Origin of the sequence: Dyella sp. (assembly GCF_035685885.1) — a bacterium.
Taxonomy (GTDB): Bacteria; Pseudomonadota; Gammaproteobacteria; order Xanthomonadales; family Rhodanobacteraceae; genus Dyella.
This window is the reverse complement of record NZ_DASRZX010000043.1, coordinates 68195-91305: the sequence shown is the minus strand read 5'-3', so window position 1 is coordinate 91305 and position 23111 is coordinate 68195. Positions and strand designations below refer to the sequence as shown.

General features: G+C 66.2%; 26 protein-coding genes. 6 read left to right on the top strand and 20 right to left on the bottom strand.

Annotated elements, in window-relative coordinates; all coding sequences use genetic code 11:
- Window positions 1-284: 284 nt before the first annotated feature.
- Both VFG49_RS05715 and VFG49_RS05710 read right to left on the bottom strand, forming a co-directional pair.
- Window positions 285-1784, bottom strand: a complete 1500-nt coding sequence (locus tag VFG49_RS05715) for a YifB family Mg chelatase-like AAA ATPase (protein ID WP_324858554.1) — start codon at window positions 1782-1784, stop codon at window positions 285-287.
- Window positions 1785-1934: 150 nt separating this feature from the next.
- Entirely contained in the window at window positions 1935-2183 is a 249-nt protein-coding gene (locus tag VFG49_RS05710; protein ID WP_324858553.1) for an accessory factor UbiK family protein, read from the bottom strand.
- A 188-nt stretch (window positions 2184-2371) separates the two neighbouring features.
- Between VFG49_RS05710 and glnK the strand changes: the two genes are divergently transcribed.
- Window positions 2372-2710 (top strand): P-II family nitrogen regulator, encoded by a 339-nt coding sequence (gene glnK / locus VFG49_RS05705; protein ID WP_324858552.1) that lies wholly within the window; start codon window positions 2372-2374, stop codon window positions 2708-2710.
- A 6-nt stretch (window positions 2711-2716) separates the two neighbouring features.
- Here the strand turns inward: glnK and VFG49_RS05700 are convergent, their stop codons facing one another.
- Both VFG49_RS05700 and gpmA read right to left on the bottom strand, forming a co-directional pair.
- A complete protein-coding gene (locus tag VFG49_RS05700; protein WP_324858551.1) occupies window positions 2717-3241 on the bottom strand; it encodes a DUF1453 domain-containing protein in 525 nt (174 codons plus the stop codon).
- A 115-nt stretch (window positions 3242-3356) separates the two neighbouring features.
- Entirely contained in the window at window positions 3357-4100 is a 744-nt protein-coding gene (gpmA, locus tag VFG49_RS05695) for a 2,3-diphosphoglycerate-dependent phosphoglycerate mutase (protein ID WP_324858550.1), read from the bottom strand.
- A 141-nt stretch (window positions 4101-4241) separates the two neighbouring features.
- Here gpmA and VFG49_RS05690 point away from each other — a divergent pair, with 141 nt between their 5' ends.
- A complete protein-coding gene (locus VFG49_RS05690) occupies window positions 4242-4904 on the top strand; it encodes a hypothetical protein (RefSeq protein ID WP_324858549.1) in 663 nt (220 codons plus the stop codon).
- A gap of 87 nt (window positions 4905-4991) precedes the next feature.
- Here VFG49_RS05690 and hemF read toward each other — a convergent pair whose 3' ends face one another.
- Window positions 4992-5894 carry an oxygen-dependent coproporphyrinogen oxidase gene (hemF, locus tag VFG49_RS05685; protein ID WP_324858548.1) on the bottom strand — a complete coding sequence of 301 codons (903 nt, stop codon included), beginning with the start codon at window positions 5892-5894 and terminating at the stop codon, window positions 4992-4994.
- 179 nt (window positions 5895-6073) lie between these two features.
- The gene (locus VFG49_RS05680; protein ID WP_324858547.1) at window positions 6074-6862 is read right to left on the bottom strand and encodes a YdcF family protein; all 789 of its coding nucleotides are present in this window, start codon (window positions 6860-6862) and stop codon (window positions 6074-6076) included.
- A gap of 68 nt (window positions 6863-6930) precedes the next feature.
- Here VFG49_RS05680 and VFG49_RS05675 point away from each other — a divergent pair, with 68 nt between their 5' ends.
- Genes VFG49_RS05675 through VFG49_RS05665 form a run of 3 tightly spaced genes read left to right on the top strand, consistent with a single transcriptional unit; the run spans window position 6931 to window position 9673 of the window.
- Window positions 6931-8130 (top strand): beta-ketoacyl-[acyl-carrier-protein] synthase family protein, encoded by a 1200-nt coding sequence (locus VFG49_RS05675; protein ID WP_324858546.1) that lies wholly within the window; start codon window positions 6931-6933, stop codon window positions 8128-8130.
- Complete coding sequence (locus VFG49_RS05670; RefSeq protein WP_324858545.1) at window positions 8127-8918, top strand: beta-ketoacyl synthase chain length factor; 792 nt, start codon at window positions 8127-8129, stop codon at window positions 8916-8918. The genes VFG49_RS05675 and VFG49_RS05670 overlap by 4 nt, the downstream gene beginning before the upstream one ends.
- On the top strand, window positions 8915-9673 hold the full coding sequence (locus VFG49_RS05665) for a glycosyltransferase family 2 protein (RefSeq protein ID WP_324858544.1): 759 nt from the start codon (window positions 8915-8917) through the stop codon (window positions 9671-9673). The genes VFG49_RS05670 and VFG49_RS05665 overlap by 4 nt, the downstream gene beginning before the upstream one ends.
- A gap of 83 nt (window positions 9674-9756) precedes the next feature.
- Here the strand turns inward: VFG49_RS05665 and fabG are convergent, their stop codons facing one another.
- From fabG to VFG49_RS05625, 8 genes are all read right to left on the bottom strand, one after another.
- On the bottom strand, window positions 9757-10494 hold the full coding sequence (gene fabG / locus VFG49_RS05660; RefSeq protein ID WP_324858543.1) for a 3-oxoacyl-ACP reductase FabG: 738 nt from the start codon (window positions 10492-10494) through the stop codon (window positions 9757-9759).
- Window positions 10495-10508: 14 nt separating this feature from the next.
- Entirely contained in the window at window positions 10509-10940 is a 432-nt protein-coding gene (locus tag VFG49_RS05655) for a phosphotransferase (RefSeq protein WP_324858542.1), read from the bottom strand.
- Window positions 10924-13239: an MMPL family transporter gene (locus VFG49_RS05650; RefSeq protein ID WP_324858541.1), complete on the bottom strand. Its 2316-nt coding sequence runs from the start codon at window positions 13237-13239 to the stop codon at window positions 10924-10926. Before VFG49_RS05650 ends, VFG49_RS05655 begins: the two co-directional genes overlap by 17 nt.
- Before the next feature lies 1 nt (window position 13240).
- On the bottom strand, window positions 13241-13885 hold the full coding sequence (locus VFG49_RS05645; RefSeq protein WP_324858540.1) for a LolA-related protein: 645 nt from the start codon (window positions 13883-13885) through the stop codon (window positions 13241-13243).
- Window positions 13809-14762 carry an acyltransferase gene (locus VFG49_RS05640; protein WP_324858539.1) on the bottom strand — a complete coding sequence of 318 codons (954 nt, stop codon included), beginning with the start codon at window positions 14760-14762 and terminating at the stop codon, window positions 13809-13811. Before VFG49_RS05640 ends, VFG49_RS05645 begins: the two co-directional genes overlap by 77 nt.
- Window positions 14759-15058 (bottom strand): hydroxymyristoyl-ACP dehydratase, encoded by a 300-nt coding sequence (locus VFG49_RS05635; RefSeq protein ID WP_324858538.1) that lies wholly within the window; start codon window positions 15056-15058, stop codon window positions 14759-14761. The genes VFG49_RS05640 and VFG49_RS05635 overlap by 4 nt, the downstream gene beginning before the upstream one ends.
- Window positions 15055-15774: a xanthomonadin biosynthesis protein gene (locus VFG49_RS05630; protein ID WP_324858537.1), complete on the bottom strand. Its 720-nt coding sequence runs from the start codon at window positions 15772-15774 to the stop codon at window positions 15055-15057. The genes VFG49_RS05635 and VFG49_RS05630 overlap by 4 nt, the downstream gene beginning before the upstream one ends.
- A gap of 84 nt (window positions 15775-15858) precedes the next feature.
- Window positions 15859-16128, bottom strand: a complete 270-nt coding sequence (locus VFG49_RS05625) for a phosphopantetheine-binding protein (RefSeq protein WP_324858536.1) — start codon at window positions 16126-16128, stop codon at window positions 15859-15861.
- A 92-nt stretch (window positions 16129-16220) separates the two neighbouring features.
- On the opposite strand from VFG49_RS05625, the gene VFG49_RS05620 reads away from it, so the two are divergent.
- Window positions 16221-17207: a pteridine-dependent deoxygenase gene (locus VFG49_RS05620; protein WP_324858535.1), complete on the top strand. Its 987-nt coding sequence runs from the start codon at window positions 16221-16223 to the stop codon at window positions 17205-17207.
- Window positions 17208-17209: 2 nt separating this feature from the next.
- Here VFG49_RS05620 and VFG49_RS05615 read toward each other — a convergent pair whose 3' ends face one another.
- The 6 genes from VFG49_RS05615 to atpG form a co-directional block, all read right to left on the bottom strand.
- On the bottom strand, window positions 17210-17992 hold the full coding sequence (locus tag VFG49_RS05615) for a DUF4850 domain-containing protein (RefSeq protein ID WP_324858534.1): 783 nt from the start codon (window positions 17990-17992) through the stop codon (window positions 17210-17212).
- 82 nt (window positions 17993-18074) lie between these two features.
- On the bottom strand, window positions 18075-19448 hold the full coding sequence (glmU, locus tag VFG49_RS05610) for a bifunctional UDP-N-acetylglucosamine diphosphorylase/glucosamine-1-phosphate N-acetyltransferase GlmU (protein WP_324858533.1): 1374 nt from the start codon (window positions 19446-19448) through the stop codon (window positions 18075-18077).
- Window positions 19449-19502: 54 nt separating this feature from the next.
- Window positions 19503-20000: a hypothetical protein gene (locus VFG49_RS05605; RefSeq protein ID WP_324858532.1), complete on the bottom strand. Its 498-nt coding sequence runs from the start codon at window positions 19998-20000 to the stop codon at window positions 19503-19505.
- A gap of 123 nt (window positions 20001-20123) precedes the next feature.
- On the bottom strand, window positions 20124-20549 hold the full coding sequence (locus tag VFG49_RS05600; protein ID WP_324858531.1) for a F0F1 ATP synthase subunit epsilon: 426 nt from the start codon (window positions 20547-20549) through the stop codon (window positions 20124-20126).
- A gap of 95 nt (window positions 20550-20644) precedes the next feature.
- A complete protein-coding gene (gene atpD / locus VFG49_RS05595; RefSeq protein ID WP_324858530.1) occupies window positions 20645-22057 on the bottom strand; it encodes a F0F1 ATP synthase subunit beta in 1413 nt (470 codons plus the stop codon).
- An 80-nt stretch (window positions 22058-22137) separates the two neighbouring features.
- Window positions 22138-23058: a F0F1 ATP synthase subunit gamma gene (atpG, locus tag VFG49_RS05590; RefSeq protein WP_324858529.1), complete on the bottom strand. Its 921-nt coding sequence runs from the start codon at window positions 23056-23058 to the stop codon at window positions 22138-22140.
- Window positions 23059-23111 lie beyond the last annotated feature (53 nt).

Here is a 23111-nt window from a genome sequence, read left to right as displayed (position 1 = left end):
GGGGAGGGAGTACCGATACCGGGGCGGCGGGCTGAGTTCAATAAAGAACTAGCGAGTACAAATAATACGCCCGGGTGCGCCTAAGTCAATACCCACCAGTTCAAAAATTGACTCGTCCGGCCTGGAAAGCCATCCGCCGCGCTGTCCAGCAGGACACGCCCATGACCGGGAAGCTTGCGCGGGCTCCGGCAACCCAAGGCAATCCTGTCGCGACCTAAGGGGTGGCCCGAAGTTCAGGGGTCATGCCGAGACGAATGGTCGAGCGCACCACTCGTGCAATGGACTCAAAATCGCCGGTACGACAGCGCTTCCGCGAGATGCGTTCGATCCAGCAAAGCCGCACCGCCGTCCAGATCGGCGATCGTCCGCGCCACGCGCAAGGTGCGGTGATAGGCACGGGCCGACAAGCCCAACCGCTCCAGTGCGGCATCGAACCAGCGCCGCTCCGCCGGACCCAGCGCGCAATCGCGCTCCAGCTCGCGCGTGCTGATGTCCGCATTGGGGCGGCCTGCCCGCATCAAGGCGTGGTGCCGGGCCTTCATCACGCGTGCGCGAACGGTCGCCGAGTCCTCATCGTGTTCGCCCCGCGGCGCACCCAGCTCGCTCAACGGCACGGTAGGCACTTCCACGCTGAGGTCGATGCGATCGAGCAGCGGTCCGGAAATACGCGCGCGATAGCGTTGCACCTGATCTGGCGTGCAACGGCATCGCTGGCGAGGATCTCCGGCATAGCCGCACGGGCATGGATTCATCGCCGCCACCAACTGGAACTGCGCGGGAAACGTCGACTGGCGCGCGGCGCGCGAAATGACGATATGACCCGATTCCATGGGTTCGCGCAGTACGTCCAACACGTGCCGCCCGAACTCGGGCAACTCGTCCAGGAACAACACACCGTTGTGGGCGAGCGAAATCTCGCCGGGACGCGGCACCGCACCGCCCCCGACCAGTGCCACGGCGGAACTGGTGTGGTGCGGCGCGCGAAAGGGTCGTCGGCGCCAGAGCGCTGGGTCCACCGTCTTTCCTGCCACGGACTGCACCGCGCAGGTCTCCAGCGCTTCTGATTCGGTGAGCAGCGGAAGAATGCCGGGCAGACGTTCCGCCAGCATGGTCTTGCCCGTCCCCGGCGGCCCCACAAACAGCAGGTGATGGCCGCCTGTCGCTGCGATTTCCAAGGCCCGGCGCGCCTGTAACTGCCCGCGCACGTCAGCCAGATCGGGCCCCGTGACTTCCTGGTCGGCGAACATGGGATCACCGGGAAGGCCAAGCTCCTGGGCGCCACGCAACCATCCGCATACTTCGGCCAGCGTATCGGCGACCAGCACATCGACATCGGACACCAAGGCCGCCTCGGCCGCGTTGGCGCGAGGCACCACCACGCGCCGACCACGGGCACGGGCACGCAGCAGTGCCGGCAGCACGCCAGAGACGGCGCGCAGGGCGCCCGACAGCGCCAGTTCGCCAAGGAATTCGCAGTCGTCCAGCTTTTCGCGCGGCACCTGGCCGCCAGCCGCGAGAATACCCAGCGCGATGGCCAAGTCGAAGCGGCCGCCATCCTTGGGCAGCTCAGCCGGTGCAAGGTTTACCGTGACCTTGCGGTTGGGATATTCAAAGGCCGTGTTCTGGATGGCGACGCGCACACGGTCCCGCGCCTCGCGCACGGCAGCCTCAGGAAGGCCAACGATATTGGTGCCCGGGAGTCCGCCTGAAAGATGGACTTCAACCATGACCTGGGGTGCCGCCACACCCTCCTGGGCACGGCTGAGCGTGACGGCGAGGCTCATGCGGCGCGGAGCGTGCGGGAGTGGCTGCCAGCTTGAAACATGGAGCAACTCCCTCGTGCGGCCAAGGATGAAAACAGCCGCCCCCGACCGTTCTCGGGGTGAGGGTGACAGGTCGGGGGCGGCTCCCGGGTCGTGGGCCGCGCGACCTTGTCAGGTGGCTGCGCTGGCCTCGAGTTCTGCGATTCGTTTTTCCAGCGCTTCGACTTTGGCGCGAGTACGCGCCAAAACCTGGCTCTGGACTTCAAACTCTTCGCGGGTGACCAGATCAAGGCGGCGCAATCCCTGCGCCAGAACATCGCCGAAGTTGGTGCGCAGATCCTGGTGCGCCTGAGCCAATCCTGATGGAACCAACGAAACTAGACGCTGGGCAAGTTGATCGATGTCCTGCCTATCCATCATGGATAGCACCTCGAACTCGTCGAAACACAGTGTAGATTCATGTCTTTAAATGCCACCATCGGCTTGCTCCGCTTATATGTGTAGGCATTGTCCTACACGATAACGACCCAGGCGACAGCCGGCGGGTAGACGGGCAAAATGCCCTTCCTGGCGCCGGTGCCGGATATTCCACGATTCGAGGACGACCCATGAAGCTGGTGGTGGCGATCATCAAGCCGTTCAAGCTGGACGATGTGCGCGAGGCACTGGCCGAAGTGGGCGTCCAGGGCATCACGGTCACCGAAGTGAAGGGCTTCGGCCGCCAGAAGGGCCACACCGAGCTCTATCGTGGCGCGGAATACGTGGTCGACTTTCTGCCCAAGATCAAGCTGGAAGTTGCCGTGGCCGATGAGCAGGTCGACCGCGTGGTCGAGGCCATGCAGTCCTCGGCTCGCACCGGCAAGATCGGCGACGGCAAGATCTTCGTCAGCCCGCTGGAACAGGTCATCCGCATCCGCACGGGCGAGATGGACAGCGACGCGCTCTGAGCTGCCTTACGCCGCCGTGGCCTGCGCCCGCTCGAACCGGCGGTGGTGCACCAGCAGGCCGGCGAAATAGCAGATGTAGTAGCCGATCATCAGGCCGAAGATGGCCAGCGTCAGCGGGCTGTTGCCGATCGGCGGCGCGGCATGCGCCATGGCCGGATCCTGCAGCTGCGGCATGACCACCAGGAAACGCCAGGCAAGGCGTCCCACCAGCAGGACGGTGAGCACGCCGCCGATCCATGCGTTGGGGATGTAAAGGTCGCTGCCGCTGGCATTGCGCTCGAAGCGCGTGAGCTTGAGTCCTGCGGTACCGAGCGCCGCACCGACGAGCATGCCGCCGAGCAGTCCTTCCAGCAGGCGCGTGTTGTGCAGGCCTCCTAGCGCGATCAGGCCGGCAACGACGGTGAAAAACACGATGCGCCCGATCATGCGCTTGCGGCGGATGGGTTGCGGACCGAAGCTTCCGCGAACGCGGCGCCAGATGCCGAACGCCATCAGCGGAATCATCAGCGCATAGATCATGTTCGGGGTCATGGGCGACGTCTCGTCAGAAGATGGAGGAAGCATAGCGACCTGCCCTGGCGCCCACGACTAACGCGCCTCAGCCATTGCGGGTGACGTCTGTCACACGCGACGTGTTGATCGGGGCTTACTTGGCCTTGCCCTGGTTGGCCACGGCGGCCATTTTCGCGGCGATGGCGTCAGCGTCACCCAGGTAATAGTGGCGGATCGGCTTGAGGCTCGCGTCGAACTCGTACACCAGCGGCACGCCGTTGGGGATGTTGAGCTCGACGATGGCCTCTTCGGACATATTGTCCAGGTACTTCACCAGCGCGCGCAGCGAGTTGCCGTGCGCCGCCACCACCACGCGCTGGCCCGAGCGGATGGCCGGCGCGAGCACGTCGTGCCAATAGGGCATCACGCGATCGACCGTGTCCTTGAGGCACTCGGTGTCCGGGATCATCGACGGATCGAGGTTGGCGTAGCGCGGATCAGTCACTGACTCGTTGGCAGCCCGGTCGAGCGGCGGCGGCGGAATGTCGTAGCTGCGGCGCCACACCTTTACCTGGTCCTCGCCGTACTTCGCTGCGGTCTCGGCCTTGTTGAGCCCGGTAAGGCCGCCGTAGTGCCGCTCGTTGAGGCGCCAGTCGGTGACGACCGGCAGCCACATCTGCTCCATCGCGTCGAGCACACCCCACAAGGTGCGAACGGCGCGCTTGAGCACCGAGGTGTGTGCGACGTCGAAAGCATAGCCTTCGGCCTTGAGCAGGCGACCAGCCTCGGCGGCTTCGGCCATGCCCTGTGCGGTGAGATCCACGTCGGCCCAGCCGCTGAAACGGTTGTCGAGATTCCACTGGGACTGGCCGTGACGGATAAGGACAAGCTTGTACATGGCGGGGATTCGCGGCGGGAAATTCTGCATGGTGAGGCCACGTCCGGAGCCCGTCAATTGACGCCCGTGTCGAAGGTCATGCTAAACCCTGGCCCAAGGAGGCGCATCCTAAAGGGGTCCATACCATCAGGGAGCTTCACCATGCGCCGTCATCTTCTTGCCCTCGCCTTCGCCGCCGTACTGCCCGTTGTGGCGCAGGCTTCTGACCACGACATCAGCAAGGTCAACGGCAGCGTGCACGTCGATGCCGGCGACCACGTGGGTGAAGTGAGCACCGTCAATGGCGCCGTGCACATCGAGGACGGTGCCGTGGTGCAGAAGGCCAGCACGGTCAATGGCTCGGTCGACATGGGCGACCGCGTGCAGGCCGGTAGCGCCGAAACCGTGAACGGTTCGATCTCGCTGGGCCAGAACGGCCGCGTGACCGGCACCCTCGATTCCACCAACGGCGCCATCCGGCTCGCCAAGGGTGCGGACGTCGCGGGCAAGGTCACCAACGTCAACGGCTCGATCAGCCTCGACGCCGCTCACGTTGGCGGCGGGATCCAGACCGTCAATGCCGACATCAATGTAGGCGCCAACTCGCGCGTGGAAGGCGGCATCCTGATGGACAAGCCCAATGGCTTCTTCCACTGGAACAACAACAGCCGTCTGCCGCACGTAGTGATCGGCCCGCACGCCGTGGTGCAGGGCACGCTGGAGTTCCGTCGCGAGGTGGTGCTGCAGGTGAGCGACACGGCGCAGATCGGCGCGGTGAAGGGTGCCACGCCGGTGAAGTTCAGTGGCGACATGCCCACCGAGTGAAGAATAGTGAGAAGTTAGAAGTGAGAAGTGAGAGAACGGCGAAGCGGTCCTCTCTCGCTCTCACTCCTCTCCACTCACTCCTCGCTGCTAAACCCAGTCGCGCGGCTTGAGGTATTCGCCGAGCCGCGCTTCTGCCGAATCGGCTTCTGGCGTGTAGGCGTATTCGAAACGCACGCGCGGAGGCAGGCTCATCAGGATGGATTCGGTGCGCCCGCCCGACTGCAGGCCGAACAGCGTGCCGCGGTCGTAGACTAGGTTGAATTCCACGTAGCGACCGCGTCGGTATAGCTGGAATTCGCGTTCGCGCTCGCCATAGGGCGCGTCCTTGCGGCGCTCGACGATGGGCAGGTACGCGTCCAGGAAGCCCTGCCCGACATCACGCGTGAAGGCGAAGCAGCGCTCGAAGCCGCCTTCGTTGAGGTCGTCATAGAACAGCCCGCCGACACCGCGCGTTTCGTTGCGGTGCTTGAGGTAGAAATACTCGTCGCACCATTGCTTGTAGCGTGGATAGACCGCCTCGCCGTAGGGCTTGCAGACTTCGCGCGCCACCGTGTGCCAGTGCACGACGTCTTCGTCGTGCGGATAGAACGGCGTGAGATCGAAACCGCCACCGAACCACCACACCGGATCAACGCCTTCCTTGCTGGCTTCGAAATAGCGCACGTTGGCGTGCGTGGTCGGCACGTGCGGATTGCGAGGGTGCAGCACCAGCGACACGCCGGTGGCGATGAAGCTGCCGCCGGCAAGGTCCGGGCGATGCGCCGTCGCGCTGGGCGGGAGTTGCTGTCCATGCACGCGCGAGAAGTTCACGCCGGCCTGCTCGAACACGCCCCCGTCGCGCAACACGCGCGTGCGTCCGCCACCGCCAGCGGGACGCGTCCAGGCGTCTTCCACGAAGCGGGCCTTGCCGTCGACCTGTTCGATGGCGGCGCAGATCCGGTCCTGCAGTTCGCGCAGGAAGGTTTCGGCTTGGTCGGCTTGCTGGCTCATCGCGTGGCCCGTGCTTGGTTGGAAGTTCTGCAAGCTTAGCAAGCAGAACATCACGGGCCTCCGTGGCAAGACGTCACTTGCTTGCAGGAGAGCACTTCATGCGCGATCGGAGCCCGCGCGAAAACCAAGTGGAAATATTCCCTGATGCGGCGATCGCACACTGGGTGCGCTCCTGCAGGTCAGCTAAGCCGCGCGGTAATGCGGCGATGTCCGATCAGGCGGCCCCATCGCGCGCCAAGGTCGATCCACATGAGATAACCCGACTCGGCCAGCAGACGGATGATGTAGCGGCGATTGATCTCCAGCAAAGGCTCCGCCGCCACGGGCACGCATTCAAAACCCAGGCGTCGCGCCAGCAGCTGGCAACGCGCCAGGTGATAGCGACTGGACACCAGCGCCACCGGGGGCAGGACGCGCGCCACCGGACCGTACTCCTGCAGCAGGCTGCGGGCGTGGCGCAGGTTTTCCAGCGAATCGACCGAGGCTTGTTCCAGCTGCAGCAGGACGCCCGGCGGCAACTCGTGGTCATCCAGCCAGGCGCGCCCCGCGGCGGCTTCGCTGAGGCTGCCGCCGCTGCGGCCGCCCAGGAGCAGGACGTGGTCGGTCAACGATGCACGCATCAGCGCCAGCGCCCTGCCCAGGCGCTGCTGGTAATCCGACTCGGGCTGGTCCTGCACCAGCCGACGGCCAAAGACCAGCACGGTCATGGGGCGGGGCAGGGTCAGCGGACTGCGCGCCGCCACGTGCCACACATGGATGAGATAACCGACCCATACCAGCCCGAGGCTCAGCACGATCGCGACGAGGGTCACCACGGCGGCATGCAATACATCCCGGTCGCTGAGATAGCGCCAGGGACCTCGTTTGAGCGGGGCGGTGATCGGCGGCACGGGACAGGGCAGGGAAGCTGAGCGTTGGCGAGTGTGCGCAGCCTGCCCCGCTGGCGCAATCGAATTTTCGACAAACATGAATGAGCGCCCCGAAACGGGGTTTGTCCAGACTAGGCAATGCCGCGGGTGCTGGTTAGGCTGACCCGATGCCAGTACCGATCCAACCCTTGGCCGTCAGCGCCTACACGGCCACTTCGGCGCTCGGCCACGGCCTCGAAAGCCACGCGGCAGCCCTCGCCGCGACGCGCGGCGGCTTGCGTCAGAACGACTTCAGCAGCGCGCCCCTGACGTGCTGGATTGGTCGTGTCGAAGGCGTCGAAGACGCCGCGCTGCCTGCCGCCCATGCCATCTGGGAATGCCGCAACAACCGCCTCGCCTGGCTGGGATTGCAGCAGGACCGCTTCGTCGAACGCGCACTGGATGCCCGGCTGCGGTATGGCGCTGCCCGGGTGGCGCTGGTGCTAGGCACCTCCACCGCCAGCATCGGTGCGACCGAAGAGGCGTACCGTCGCCTGGACGAGAACGGCCAGATGCCGCCCGACCTGCGTCGCCCGCTCATCCACGCGCCGCATTCGCTCGCCGGATTCGTCGCCGAAGCACTGGGCCTGGAAGGCCCTTGCATCACCGTCTCCACCGCCTGCTCCTCGAGCGCCAAGGTGTTCGCCAATGCCGAGCGACTGATCCGCCTTGGCCTGGCCGACGCGGCGGTCGTGGGCGGCGTGGATACGCTGTGCGATAGCGTGTTGTTTGGATTCAACGCGCTGGAGCTCGTCTCGCCCGAGCCGTGCCGCCCGTTCGACCAGGCGCGTCGCGGCATTTCCATCGGCGAGGCGGCCGGCTTTGCGCTGCTGGAACGCGCGAGCATGGCGCTCTCCGCGCCGCGCCTGCTCGGCTACGGCGAGTCCAGCGATGCCCATCACATGTCCACCCCGCACCCGGAAGGACTCGGCGCGGAACTCGCCCTGCAGGACGCGCTGGCCCGCGCCGGCCTGCATGCCGATCAGGTCGACTACATCAACCTGCACGGCACGGCGAGCCTGAAGAACGACGAAGTGGAGGCGGCGCTGATCACCCGCGCCTTCCCCACCACGACGCGCGCCAGTTCCACCAAGGGTTTCACCGGTCACACGCTGGGTGCCTCAGGAATTCTCGAAGCGGCGTTCGCCTTGCTGGCAATCGAGCGTGGCCTGGTGCCGGCCAACCTGGGCGGCCATACGCCTGATCCGGCCTGCGGTGCGCAGTTCGCGTGGGAAGCCGAACACCGGGCGATCGACGTGGCGCTGAGCAACTCGTTTGGATTCGGTGGCAACAACGCTTGCCTGGCCTTCGGCAGGGTGTCCGCATGACCGCATTGCGCGTCCACGTGGAAGGCGTTGGCCTGTGGTCGTCGGCGCTGCCCGACTTTGCGGCCTTGCAGGCACAGCAACGCGGCGAAAGCGTGGCGGCGGCGCGTCCGCCCGCCACCGTGTTGCCCGCCAACGAGCGGCGCCGCGCACCGGAAAGCGTGCTGCTGGCGGTGGAAGTCGCGGGGCAAGCGGTGGCCATGAGCGGACGGGACGCGAGCCAATTGCTCTGCGTATTCAGCTCGGCCTACGGCGACCAGCTCATTTCCGACTACATGTGCGCGACGCTCGCCCAGGTGCCGACCGAACTGTCGCCCACCCGCTTCCACAACTCGGTGCACAACGCGCCGGCCGGTTACTGGACCATCGCCACCGGCTGCCACGCCGCGTCGAGCGCGATCAGCGCCGGCCGCGCGAGCTTCGGTGCCGGCCTGCTGGAAGCGGCCACGTTGTGCCAGGCCGAGCAACGGCCGGTGCTGCTGGTTTGCAGCGATATCGCCGGCCACGGCCCGTTGGGCGACATGAGCGGCACGCGCACCTCGTTCGGCTGCGCCCTGGTGCTGTCGCCCGAGTCCGATGGCCGCAGTTTCGTGCGGTGGGATCTCACGCTTGAACCGCATGCAGGCCCCGCCCTGCAGCCCTCGCCGCCCACCGGCGAATGGTTCGAGAGCAATCCGATCGCCGCATCGGCATGGCCACTGATGCAGAATCTGGCCAAGGGCGATGGCGACTGCACGATTGCCGCCGCCGAAACCCTGGCCTTGCGTGTTGTCATGGAGACGCCTGTTTGAATACTTCCGATGCCCGTTGGTGCGTGCTGATTCCCTGCCTCAACGAAGAGGCCGCCATCGGCAACGTGGTGCAATCGGTGCTGGCGCTGGGCGTGCCCGTCATCGTGGTCGACGACGGCTCGGACGACCGTACGCCCGAGATCGTGCAGTCGCTGCCGGTGACGCTGCTGCGCCACCCCCATCGCAGCGGCAAGGGCGAGGCGTTGCGCACGGGCTTTCGCGAAGCCATGCGACAGGGTTTCGATGCGGTGCTCACCATGGACGGCGACGGCCAACACCTGGCGAGTGACATCCCGCGTATCGCCGCGGCAGCGCAACGCTATCCCAACCACATCGTCATCGGCGCGCGCCTGCTCGAACGAGAACAGCAACCCAAGGGACGCCGGCGCGCCAATGCGGTGGCCGACTGGGGTATCTCGTGGGCCTGTGCGCAACCCGTGGCCGATACACAAAGCGGCCAGCGTTGGTATCCGCGCGCCGCGCTCGATCTGGTGGACCTGCCAGCGGAGAACTTCGTGTTCGAAGCCGCCATCCTGATCGCGGCATCGCGCGAGAAGGGCATGGGCGTGGTGTCCGTGCCGATCGCCTCGCGCTATCAGGGCGAGTTCCGCATCAGCCACTTCAGCCCGGTACGCGACGTCACGCGCATCACGCTGTACACGGTCGGCGAGGTGATTCGCCACGGTGACGTCATGGCGAGCTACCGTCGCTCGCGCGCATCGCGACCCATCCTGTTCGACGCCGCGATGACGTGAAGAGCGAGAAGTGAGTGAAGAGGAGTGAGAAGTGAGAGCGCGCACCCAGGCTCTTCTCTCACTTCTCACTTCTCACTCCTGCCTCAAGCCATGCCGCCGTTGACGCCAATGACCTGGCCGTTGATATAGGCCGCCGCGTCCGAACATAAAAACGCGACCAGCGCCGCGACTTCTTCCGGCTTGCCGGCGCGCTGGGCGGGCACCATCTCGCGGATGCGCTCGGGCGGGAAATCCTCGCCGATCATGCGTCCTTCGATCACACCCGGTGCCACCACGTTCGCGGTGATGCCACGCGACGCCATCTCGCGCGCCAGCGATCGCGTCGCGCCGTGCAACGCCGACTTGGCCGCCGCGTAATTGGCCTGCCCGCGATTGCCCAGTTGCGCGGCCACCGAACTCACCGACACCACGCGCCCGAAGCGCGCACGTGCCATCGGCAGCAGCAACGGCTGGGTGACGTGGAAGAAGCCATGCAGCGACACATCGATGACGCGTCGCCATGCGGCTTCGGACATGCCGGCCATTGGCATATCCTCGTGGACGCCCGCATTGTTGATCACCGCGTGCACCGGGCCATCCAGCAGTAGCGCCTCGATGGCGTGGCGCGTGGCGTCAGCATCGGTCACGTCGAAGGCCACGGCCTGCGCGCTGCCACCGGCATCACGAATGGCGGCGGCCACATCGTCAGCGCGGGCCAGGGACGTGTTCGCGTGCACGATCACGTGATAGCCGCCTGTCGCAAGCGCGCGACAGATGGCACCCCCAAGGTCACCGCTGCCACCAGTGACCAGCGCGCGGCGGGAAGCATGGATCTGGGACATGAAACGCCTCGCTCTCAGGAAACGGGATGAATGACGGCCGCGCGACCACTCGCCAGCACGTGGCCATCCTGCTCCACGCGAAAACCATACTGCGCGCCGGCATCGTCGGCGTACAGGCACTGCGCATGGACGTCCAGACGGCTGGTCTCAGCAACATACTCGACGGCCAGCACGACGTCGCGGACGCTGACCAGTCGTCCCGGGCGCGCCGTCGTCGCGCCGCGCTGCCGAGCCAGCAGCGCGCCATGCACTGCCATGGCCTGCGCGCCGTACTCGGCCAGGTGGATCGCATGCAGCCCGTGCGGGCCGCGAAGCGGGCAGTCGCCACGCGCATGGCTTTCGGTGATGGCGTGAACGCCGGTTTTGTCCCACGCGACCACGGCATCGAGCAGGCACATGGTGCCCTGGTGCGGGATCAGGTGCGCCCAGTCAGTCTTGGCGAGCATGCGGAGCCATCAGGATGGAAAGACAGAAATGGAAGGCCACGCCGAGGCTCACCGTGAGGCCGATGGCACGCAGCACGGGAATCGAACTCCATGCCAGCATGCCAAACACCAGCAGGGCGGACAGCACACACACCACGGTGGCGTGCAGGGTGCGCCGCTGTTCGTCGATGTCGCCCGTATCGCGCTCGAAGAACAGCGCGTAATGCAGGCCAAGGCCCGCGGCGAGGATCAGCGCCACCAGGTGGAACAGTGAAATTTCCACGCCCGCCGCACGCTCGACCGCCAGCACCAGGAAGGTGGCCAGCGTCATCGGCGCCAGGACATGCCATGCGCGACGCACACTGCGCAGCGCGGCCGTGATAGCCACCACCAGCAGCAGTGTTGCGGCAAGCAACGCATGCAGGATGCGCGTGCGGTAGTCCACCACCATCGATTCGGCGGTGGCCTTCAGGTCCAGCAATCGCACGGCGGCGTGGCTTTCCTGCGCAAGCTGTTGCAGCGCGTCCACGTCATGCACGCCGCTGAGCGTGGCCAAGCCAAGCCAGTGATCGCCATGCGGCGCCAGCATCGCGGAGACACGCTGCCCCAACGGCGATGTTGAGAAGCGCGCCGAGTTCAACAACGGCAGTTCGCGCGCTTTCTGCACGTCGTCGACAAACGGCGCGAACAGTCCGGGCTGGAAAGGCATGCCCTGTCCGGCGTCGGCAAGCGCGCGCTGCAGCGTGTCGCGGTCCGGAAGTTTCTGCTGGCGACTCCGCTGCACCGCCTCGCTGGGCAGGTAGCGCGAAGGCAGTTCGACGGCGTCCACGGCGTGACGTGCCACCAGCGCGTCGATGGCAGGTTCGAGGCGTTCGGAAAGCGCCAGCACGCCTTGTTCGTCCGCCGCCTGCAATACCAGCAGGTAGCGCACGTCCGGCGCGCCCAGTGCCTCGCGTAGTCGCGCATCCCGCTGCAGCAGGTCGGTGGGCAGCGGCGTCAGCGCGGCCAGGTCGTTCTGCCAGAACGGACTGCGCGCGAACACCAGCATCAGCAGGGTGGCGATGGCCACCAGCAACGGAATCCAGCGGGGACGCGGCAGGGCATCCACCAACGCACGGGCCTTCTGCAGCCAACGCATGCGAGCCACGTCGTGAACGCGCTCCGGCAACAGCCAGGGCAACAGGTAGCGCGTGCTGAAACCGGCGACCAGCAGGCCGGTGATGGTGAACACCGCCAGCTGCTTCAGCCCGTTCACGCCCGAGGCGTAGAACGCCAGATAGGCAATGCAGGCCGATGCGATGGCGGTGAGCAGCAAAGGCCACAACGCGCGCACGCTCTGTACGGCGTTCTCTCCCGCGCGCCGATGGCTGAGCACTCGTATGGGATATTCCTGCGCGACGCCCAGCAGCGTGAAGCCGAACGCGAGCGTGATGCCATGCACCTGCGGAAATACCAGCACCAGCACCGCGATGCCTGCCAACGCTGCGCTGGCGATGGGCAGCGCGGACAGCAACAGCGAGCCGACGCTGCGGTAGGCCAGCAGCAACAATGCGATGAAGCCGATGGTGGAGATGCGGCCGATCCATTCGGCCTGTCCCCGCGTCTGCGCGTTCGCCACCACGCTGAAGTAACCCGGACCACTCAGCACCAGCGATGCGCCCTGATGCGCAGGCAGCGCGGCGAACGCGCGCTGGATGCCATCGATGGCCGTGGCCTGCGCGTCCGGATCGAAACCCGGTGCCCGGGTCTGCACCAGCAGCAGCGCTTCGTCCTGTGGCGAGAACCACACGCCTTCGCGCACTTCCGGAGACTTCGGCGGCGTCCAGCGCTCGGCCAGCTTCAGCACTTCCAGCGTGGGATCGCGCGGCAGCAGGCCCTTGAGCAGGCTGGCGGCAGGCGAGGAAAGATCATCCAGGCGCTGCTGCAGCTCGTCGCGCAGGAACGTGGCGTCCAGCGCGTGCGTGTCCAGCGTGGGCGACAGGAGGTAGCGATAGGGCAACAACTGCGGATCGAGCGTGGCGACGTCGAAGCTGCCGTTGAGTACCTGCGTGTAGCGCTCGTCCCTGCGCAGCGACGTGGCCAGTTGCTGGCTGAGCTCGGCGAGCTGCGCATCGTCCTTGCCGGCAATGGCCACCAGCAATAGCCGCGAACCGGGACCTTCGCCGACCTGCTCCATCAGCAAGCGCTGGTCGGGCGTGGCCGGTTCGGGCATGAAGCTTCGCAGGTCGGTGCTGACGCGCAGGCGCTGCGCGACCACGATGCCCAGCACGGCCAGCAGCGCCAGCCACAGCACCAGCAGTAGCCAGCGGCCGATGCGCATGTCAGCCGCCCTGGCAAAGCGTCATGAGCGCCTCGCGCGTGGGTTTGGCAGGCATGCTGCCGGCCAGCGGTCCGAGCAGGTCGATGGCCAGATCGCCGTCGGCTTCCTGCATGCGCATACAGCGCGGTTCGCTGCCACTGCCGTCGATCTCGATGAGGCCGACGGTACGCGCCAGCTTCGCATCGCGCGGCACCAGCGCCAGCGTCCAGCGCTTGTCGTCGCCGCGCTGATGCACGGTGAATGACTGCTCCAGTCGCGTCGCATCACCGCCAAGCAAGGCCACGAAACTGTCGAGCAGGATCTGCAGCTGCGGCGCGCGCTTGAGCGAGAAACGCCGCGGCTCGCGACCTTCACGTTGTTGCACCACTTCTCCGTCGGCGATGGTCGACACTTCGCGATTGGGATGGTCCACGCGGCGTTCCAGGCGATCGCCGCCCAACCACGCCAGCTCGCCCGACACCACCAGCGGCTGGTCCAGCATCTTCATGAAGCGTGCTTCCGCAAACGGTGTGCGCGCAGGCGCCGGCCGGCCGAGCGAGGCGACCAGTGCACGCGCAGTCGCCGCTTCCTCAGGCGCCGACGCGTTCGCGCACAGCGACAGGGTCAGGCCGCACAGCAGTAGCCACGTCTTGCTGCCAGAAATCATAGAAGTTGAACCAGTTGTAGGGGGCCACGTGGATGTAGTGTTCCAGGCGACGCGCATAACGGCCGATCAGGTCGTCCAGTGCCTCGGCGCGATCCTGCCGGGGAATTTCGATGCGCTCGGCAAACGGTTCGAATACCAGCCGGTAGCGGTTACCGCCTTCGTACAGGCCAAAACACAGCATCACCGGCGCGCGCAGCGAATGCGCCAGCAGCCAGGGCCCCACCGGGAACGGCGCCGGTTCGCCCAGGAATGGCGCACGCCGCAGCACTTCGTGCTCGCGTCCGCGATCGGCGAGCAAGGCCACCATGGCGCCCTTTTCGCAGGCCTCCGCCATGGCCAGCGTGATGGATGCACCGCCCAGCGAGGCGTCGATGACGTTCGCGCCGATATCGGGTGCAAGCGCTTCGAGCAGCTCGGTCAGCGCGGGCGTCTTCTGCTTGTCGAGCACCACGCGCAGCGGAATACCGGGCCGACGCGAGCTGATCGCGCGCAATGCTTCGAAGCTGCCCTGGTGCGAACCCAGCAGTAGCAGGCCGCGGCCCTGGGCCAACGTCGCCTCCAGGGTTTCGAGGCCTTCCACCGTGATGTCAAACGCTTTCTCGCCGTGCGCGAGCAGGAAGATGCGGTCCAGCAGGGTCGCAGCGAAGGCGTGGATGTGCCGCACCACCTGCCAGGCACTCACCGGCTCATCGAACACTCGCTCGAGATACTGGCGGGACGCGGCGCGCTCGGGTCCCCGGCGCCAGTAGAAATACAGGGTGATGGGATACAGCGCGACACGTCCCAGCCGGCGGCCGCCATGCAGCGCAATGGCGCGAATCAGCCAGATGGCGAAACGGCCGCCACCTTCCGGGCGACTCTGCCAGTGCTCGCTCATGCCGCGCCCTCGATGGTGCCACGGGCCAGCAGTTCGGCGTCGCGATGGATTTCGAAGCGCACGCGCGCACCGGTTTCCGTCAGCGATACGCGCGCGGTCTCCCGGGGCAGCAACGGTGCCATGAATTTCGCGTCCAGCACGCGCGCAAGACGCTCGCCACGCCAGTCGCGCAACGCGATGGCCACCTGTTCCAGCAACATCACGCCCGGCACGAGCGGCGAACCGGGAAAATGCCCGGGCAGGCTCGGGTGATCGGCGGGCACCTGGAAAACATGCTGGAACGAGGCTTGGCTCACGACGCGGGATCCTCGCCGCGCACCAGCTGCGGCCAGCGCGCGGCAATGCCCAGTGCCAGTTCGTGCAGGCGCGGATGACGGATATGGCGCAGGTGCCAACGCCGGAAGACATGCTCGAGCAGGAAAGCCGAGGCAATCAGCACATAGCCGCCCACGTGCGCATACGATTGCGCCACGCCACCTGGCACGGGCCATGGCGAAGCGATGCCAAATGAGGCAAGCAGGCCGCCGGGCTCGGCGCACAACAGCAGCAGGGTGAGCACGAACGCCTGCGTGGCCGTGAGAAGCGTCCAGAACCAGGTCAGGCGGCGGGCATAAGGCGCAATGCCAGGCACTTTCAGCCGCTCCGCGCCTTCCACGGCTTCAATGAAACGCGCGATCAGCGGCGTGGCGCCCGGGCGCAGGCTGCGTCCGAAGAACGTGGCCAGCAGCACGTTGATGGCGATCGGCACGCATTCCAGCACCAGGCCAACCCATCCGTGCATCCAGAACCAGCCCGCGGCGCCCAGCGTGAGCAGCCAGATCATCCACGGCGCGGCGCGGCGCGTGGCGAGAACCGGCGCCATCAGCACCGTGAGCAGCAGCACGCACGCGGCCAGTGAGAAACCCTGGCGATGCGTCAGCACGCCAGCCATCGCCAGCACCGGATAGCCGAACATCAACGGCATCCAACGACGCGACGTGGCTTTCGTTGAAGTGGCGGGTAGGGACGACATCGACGGATCAACCTGCTCGCTTGGCGACGGAACGACGGCGGCTACAGTGTGCCGCGCGTTGCAGGGCATCATGCCTGACGCTGGTTAAACGGCACGATGCCGTTCGACATGCTCGGAGAGCGTGCGCAGGCTGGTGAAGATCTGGCGATTTTCCGGGTTGTCCGAGCGCAGCTGGAAACCGTAGCGCTTGGACACGGCTAGCGCGATTTCCAGGGCGTCGATGGAATCGAGGCCCAGTTCGCCGCCAAACAACGGCGCGTCCGGGTCGATCTGGTCAGGTGCCACGGTTTCCAGATTGAGGCTTTCCACGATCAAAGTGGCCAGTTCGTGTTGTGCGGTGCTCTGCTCGGCCATGCCCGATTCCGTACCCGATTCATGTGCCTCTCCCCCAGAGGCATCGACCGGCGAGTGTAACATAGGGTCCTTGTGTCTCCGGTTGGGATGCCATGGTTCAGGGTTGTGAAAACATCATGCCGGCGCTGCGCCGGGCGCCACAGGTGTCCTACCGGCACACCGATCCCCAGAGGCTGTTGGCCGAGCCGGGCGCGCTTGCGGTTTTCGGCTTCGGCACCGGGGCGGAACGCGTAGACGACCCACGCTGGCTGGGCGTGGACCTCGAGAGTTTCGATGCTCCAGCGACCCTCGAACTGTGGCAGGTAGACGGCCCGGTGGATCATGGCCGGGAGGGCGATCTGCAATGGTCCGCAGGCGAAGGATGGCTGTTCGCCGCCATCACGCTGGACGAGCACGCGCACGGTGGCCCGCGCGACACGGCGCTCACCGCTTATGCGCAGCTGTGCCGTTTCCTCGCCTCACGACGCGAACGCCATGTGCAGCGCATCTGGAACTACCTCGGCGCCATCAACGAAGGCGACGGGGACACCGAGCGCTACAAGCAGTTCTGCGAAGGTCGCGCCGCGGGCATGGGCGAGTTCTTTGCCGAGGGCTTTCCGGCGGCGACTGCGATCGGCCACCACGCCACGTCGCCGCGACTGCAGGTGTACCTGCTGGCCAGCGAAGAGGCGGGCGAGCGCGTGGAAAATCCACGCCAGGTCAGCGCGTGGCGCTACCCCCGTCAGTACGGGCCGACACCACCCAGCTTCGCGCGCGCCATGCGGCTGCCGGCCGGCGACGCGCTGGCCATCTCGGGCACCGCGGCGGTGGTTGGACACACCTCGGCCCACGCCGACGACCTGCAGGCGCAGCTGGACGAAACGCTGACCAACCTCGAAGCCCTGCTGCAGAGCGCCGGCATGCCGGCGGGCTTTGACACCCAGTCGCCGCTCAAGGCGTACGTGCGGCACCCGATCGATGCGCCGCTGGTCCACGACTTCCTGCAGCGTCGCCTGCCCGGCGTGCCGGTGCTGCTCGTGCACGGCGACATCTGCCGCCAGGAGCTGCTGGTGGAGATCGACGGCTGGCGTTACGGCTGAGCTCAGCCGGCCCAGCCGTTGGGTGCGTGGCACGCGGGAAACGCGCGCCTGAAGTGACTCAGCAGGAAATCGGCGTCGGCTGCCTTGGCCGACGGAAGCGCCACATAGGCCTCCGCGAGGGAAAGGTCGCCCTTCTGGCTGTCCAGCGCGCTGATCGGCACGCTGCTCAACACCGCCGCATGCACGGTCAGGCCGTCCGAGCGATAGCGGAACATCGCCGTGCAATCGTCGGGATGCGACTGCCAGCTCATCACCGGGTTGGTCTGGCCGAGGTTGGCGCCGCCCGCGCCGGACGCATCGAGGTGCTCGCCGGCACCGGGCAGCACGCCGTTGGCGTCCTGCAGAATGCAGCTCTCGCAGGCGGGCACCACGGTGTAGGTGACCCAGCCCGACGCCACGCCGTCGGGCGAGGCGAAGGTGTACGCGGTGTTGCCGTCGGCACCCACGGCCGCCCTCTGCAGGCGCCAGCCGGCCGGCACCGGCATCCATCCCACGGTGGCGCCGAAGAACCATTGCAGGGCTGCCTTCGCCGGCGGCGCCAGCGGAAACGGCGGCAAACGGGTGGCATCCGTGCGGATCCAGTCACCCGTGCCCGTGTGGACATCGATGAGCATCACCGTGCTGCCCTGGAACATCGTGGTGTGGAGCGTGTAGTCGATGCCCGGAGCGGAGCGCGCCTCGGGTGCGGAGCGCAGTTCGCGCACGGCGGTATCGGCATGGGCGGTGAACCACATGCAGCACAACACGGCACCAAGCAGCGCCTTGTAGACCCTTGGGACACGCATGGCATTCCCCCTGTCGCGAATGCAGCGCTTCCTTATACGCGTTCACCGCCTCGCGCAGTCCTGTCCATTCGGACTATGCCACTCACTTCTGCTTGGCCGGCCGCTTCCAGCCGTGGAGCGTATGCTGCTTCGCACGGGCGAGCGTCAATTCCCCGTCCGGCGCGTCCTTGCCGATCACCGAGCCGGCGCCGATGGTGGCCTGCGCACCGATCGTCACCGGCGCTACGAGCGCGCTGTTGGAACCGATGAAGGCGCCATCGCCGATGGTGGTCAGGTGCTTGTTGGCGCCGTCGTAATTGCAGGTGATAGTGCCTGCGCCAATGTTCACGCCGCGGCCGACGACGGTATCGCCGAGATAGCTCAGGTGATTGGCCTTGCTGCCTTCGCCGATCCGCGCCTTCTTGGTTTCGACGAAGTTGCCGATGTGCACGCCGGCAGCCAGTTCGGTACCCGGGCGCAGCCGTGCGAAGGGACCGATGATGCAAGGGCCGTGCGTCACCACGCCATCGAGATCGCAGTGCGTGAGCACCACGGTGCCGGGCGCGAGTTGGACGTCCTTCAGGCGTGTGAAGGCGCCGATGTGCACGTCGTCGCCCAGCGTCACTTCCCCTTCGAGGATGACGTTGACATCGATTTCCACGTCCATTCCCGCCTTCACCACGCCGCGCACGTCGATGCGCAAGGGATCGGCGATACGCACGCCCTCAAGGGCAAGCGTCCGGGCGGCACGCAGGCGGTATTGCGCTTCCAGCTCGGCCAGCTGCCAGGGATTGTTGGCACCCGCCGCCTCGTATTCGTCCTCGCACTCCACGCAGGTGGCGGCGCGGTTCTCGCCGGCGGCCATGGCGAAGATGTCCGTGAGGTAATACTCGCCCTGCACGTTGTTGCGATCGAGTTTGGACGTCCATCGCTTCAACGCATCAGCGTCGGCAGCGACGATGCCCGTATTGATGAGATTGTTGGCACGCTGCGCATCGTCGGCATCCTTTTCCTCCACCACTGCACGCACGTAGCCGTTGCCGTCACGCAGTACGCGGCCGTAGCCGGACGGATCGGATACCCGCGTGGCGAGCAAGGCTACGGTGCCTTCGGCTCCCACCAGCCGTTCGAGCGTCTGCGCACGTGTCAGCGGCACGTCGCCATAGAGCACCAGTACGGTGGCGCCGTCCGGCACGTCGAGCAGTGCCTCGCGCACGGCATGACCGGTACCCAGCCGTTGCGACTGCAGCACCCAGCGCAGGTCGGCATCGTGCTCGAACGCCGAGCGCACCTGCTCTCCGCAATGCCCGTACACGACATGGATGGCTTCCGGCTGCAACGTGCGCGCCGCGTCCAGCACGTGCGAAAGCAGCGTCCGTCCGGCCAGCGGCATCAGCACCTTGGCCTTCTTCGACTTCATGCGCTTGCCTTCGCCGGCGGCGAGGACGATCACGTGCAGGGGGGCGGTCTTGTTCATGGAATTCCCTGTCTTGGCCAGCGACGCAGCATAGCAGCGACGGGACGGGTCGCTTCAGTCATCCGGATGGCGTAAGAGAGGCGGCTCCGGGCGCCCGGCCTCGTGCACGTCCACCGTCGGGGTTTCGCCGTTCCAGGCAAAGCGAAAGATGTAAGCCACCCGGAACGGCAACACCTGGCTGCCTGTATCGCGGGCTACACCCTGGGCGTCGGCTGCCCACTGGTTCGCATGCAGAGGCACGAACGTCCAATGCAAGACCGCACCGCGTACTTCCGCGGCAAGGCGCTGCAGCACGAGATCGGCATCGGACTCGCCATCGATGCTCACCTCGCTCACCCGGCCTTCGCTATCCACGCTCAGCCGCGCCACGACCTCGCGGGGGGCCATGCGTTGCGCCAGCCACTCCGGCGGATAGGCCGGCAATGGATGCTCAAGCCACGTACCGCCCGTGGATGTCTGGCCCAACGCCAGAGGGATATGCCTGACGCCATAGCCATCGACGCTGGAAGCCTCGCGCGGCAACGCGGCGCATCCGCCCAATAGGGCGACCATGGGGATCGCGAGCCAACCGCACGGACGATGTCGATGCGCCATCAAACCTTTCCTCGATGCGCGGCGAGCATAAACAAAAACGCCGGCACGAGGCCGGCGTTTCGCATTCACCACAAGGACGAATCAGTGCTTGAGCGTCTTGCGCAGGCGCTCCAGCGCCTGCAGCTGGGTGATCGCCTCGGCCAGCTTGGCCTGCGCCTCGGCGATTTCCACCGCGTCCGTGCGATTGGCCAGCGCCTCTTCGGCTTCCTGCTTGGCGCGCTGGGCGGAGGCTTCGTCCAGGTCGGATGCGCGGGCGGCCGTATCGGCCAGCACGGTGACGACCTGCGGCTGCACTTCCAGGATGCCACCCGACACCCAGAACTGCTGACGCTCGCCGTTGCTCAGCACCACGTCGACGTGGCCGGCCTTCAGGCGGGTGATCAGCGGCGCGTGGCGGGGCGCGATGCCCAGCTCGCCCATCTCGCCGGTGGCGACCACGAGCTGCGCTTCGCCGGAGAAGATCTCGGCTTCGGCGCTGACGATGTCGACACGAAGGGTATGACTCATGACGGTATTCCGGTGCGTTCGGTGAAAAGCAGACGATGCTGTGCGGAGCTAAGTGAAGCGCGAAGGTCGCGCTTCACCTTGTTGCCTCACACCGATCAGGCCGCCTTCTTGGCGCCCATTTCCTCGGCCTTCTTGATGGCCTCGTCGATGCCGCCGACCATGTAGAACGCCTGCTCCGGCAGGTGGTCCACGTCGCCGTCCACGATCATCTTGAAGCCGCGGATGGTTTCCTTCAGCGGCACGTACTTGCCCGGCGAGCCGGTGAACACTTCGGCCACGTGGAACGGCTGCGAGAAGAAGCGCTCGATCTTGCGGGCGCGCGACACGGCCTGCTTGTCGTCTTCGGACAGTTCATCCATGCCCAGGATCGCGATGATGTCCTTGAGCTCCTTGTAGCGCTGCAGCGTGCCCTGCACGCGACGGGCCACGTCGTAGTGCTCGGCGCCGATCACGTTCGGATCGAGCTGGCGGCTGGTGGAGTCCAGCGGATCCACGGCCGGGTAGATGCCCAGCGACGCGATGTTACGCGAGAGCACCACGGTTGCATCCAGGTGGGCGAAGGTGGTGGCCGGCGACGGATCGGTAAGGTCATCCGCGGGCACGTACACAGCCTGGATCGAGGTGATCGAACCCGTCTTGGTCGAGGTGATGCGCTCCTGCAGCACGCCCATTTCCGCTGCCAGCGTCGGCTGGTAGCCCACCGCCGACGGCATACGGCCGAGCAGCGCGGACACTTCGGTACCGGCCAGCGTGTAGCGGTAGATGTTGTCCACGAACAGCAGCACGTCCTTGCCCTTGCCGTGCTCGTCCTTCTCGTCGCGGAAGTACTCGGCCATGGTCAGGCCGGTCAGCGCGACGCGCAGGCGGTTGCCCGGCGGCTCGTTCATCTGGCCGTATACCATGGCCACCTTGTCGAGCACGTTGGAGTCCTTCATCTCGTGGTAGAAGTCGTTGCCCTCGCGGGTACGCTCGCCCACGCCGGCAAACACGGACAGACCCGCGTGCGCCTTGGCGATGTTGTTGATGAGTTCCATCATGTTCACGGTCTTGCCCACGCCGGCGCCGCCGAACAGGCCGACCTTGCCGCCCTTGGCGAACGGGCACACCAGGTCGATGACCTTGATGCCGGTTTCCAGCAGGTCGTTCGCGGCAGCCTGGTCGTCATAGCTCGGGGCTTCGCGGTGGATGACCCAGCGATCCTGTTCGCCGATCGGACCGGCTTCGTCGATGGGGTTGCCCAGCACGTCCATGATGCGGCCCAGGGTGGCCTTGCCGACCGGCACCTTGATGCCTTCGCCGGTGTTGCGGGCGACGAGGCCGCGCTTCAGGCCGTCGGTGGAACCGAGGGCGATGGTACGGACGATGCCGTCACCCAGCACCTGCTGGACTTCCAGCGTGATGTCGGTGCCGTCGATCTTCAGCGCGTCGTAAACCTGCGGCACCTGATCGCGCGGGAATTCCACGTCGATGACCGCGCCGATGATCTGTACAACTTTGCCCTGACTCATGGATGTGCTCCGGATGGATCTTTAGTGTTTGTTGCGGCGCCGCCGTGCGTCGCCATGAATTCATTTCGATACCGCGCGGCTTACACCGCCGCGGCACCACCGACAATCTCGGAAATTTCCTGGGTAATCGCGGCCTGACGCGCCTTGTTGTAGATCAGCGTCAGTTCGCCGATGACCTTGTTCGCGTTGTCCGACGCGCTCTTCATCGCCACCATGCGCGCGGCATGCTCGCTGGCGAGGTTTTCCAGCACGCCCTGGTACACCACGGACTCGATGTAGCGACCCAGCACGTGCTCCAGCACGGTGGCCGGATCGGGTTCGTAGATGTAGTCCCAGTCGTGCTTCTGCTCGAGCTTGAGACCAGACACCGGGTAATCCGGCGACGCCACCTGCCCCTCGGCCATTTCCTCGGCGACTACCGGCAGCGGAAGCAGCGCGTGAACGGCCGGCTTCTGCGTCATGGTGTTGATGAAGTCGTTGTGTGCGAGGAACACGCGATCGAGCTTGCCGCCCATATAGGCGTCCAGGGCGACCTTGATCACGCCAACCAGTGTTTCCAGCTTCGGACGTTCGCCCAGATGGCTGACCGTGGCGACCAGGTTGACACCCTTGATGCGACGGAAGAACTGGACCGCCTTCTGGCCAACCGCCACCACGTCGACCTGCACGCCCTTGTCCTGCCACTCGCGGATGGCCGGGAGCAGGCGACGGAACAGGTTGGCGTTGAGGCCGCCGCACAGGCCGCGGTCCGTGCTGATGACGATGTAGCCCACGCGTGCAACCGTCGGGCGCTCCAGCAGGAACGGATGGCTGAAGTCGGTGCTGGCCTGGGCGATGTGCGAGATGACCTTGCGCATGGAACGCGCATAGGGCCGCGACGCCTTCATCAGATCCTGCGCCTTGCGGATCTTCGAGGCCGAGACCATCTCGAGCGCGCGCGTCACCTTGCGCATGTTCTGCGTGCTCTTGATCTTGGTTTTGATTTCGCGTCCGCTTGCCACGTCTGCCTCAACCTTTTGGGTTATTGCGATCCCGGTGATGACACCGGGGTGCG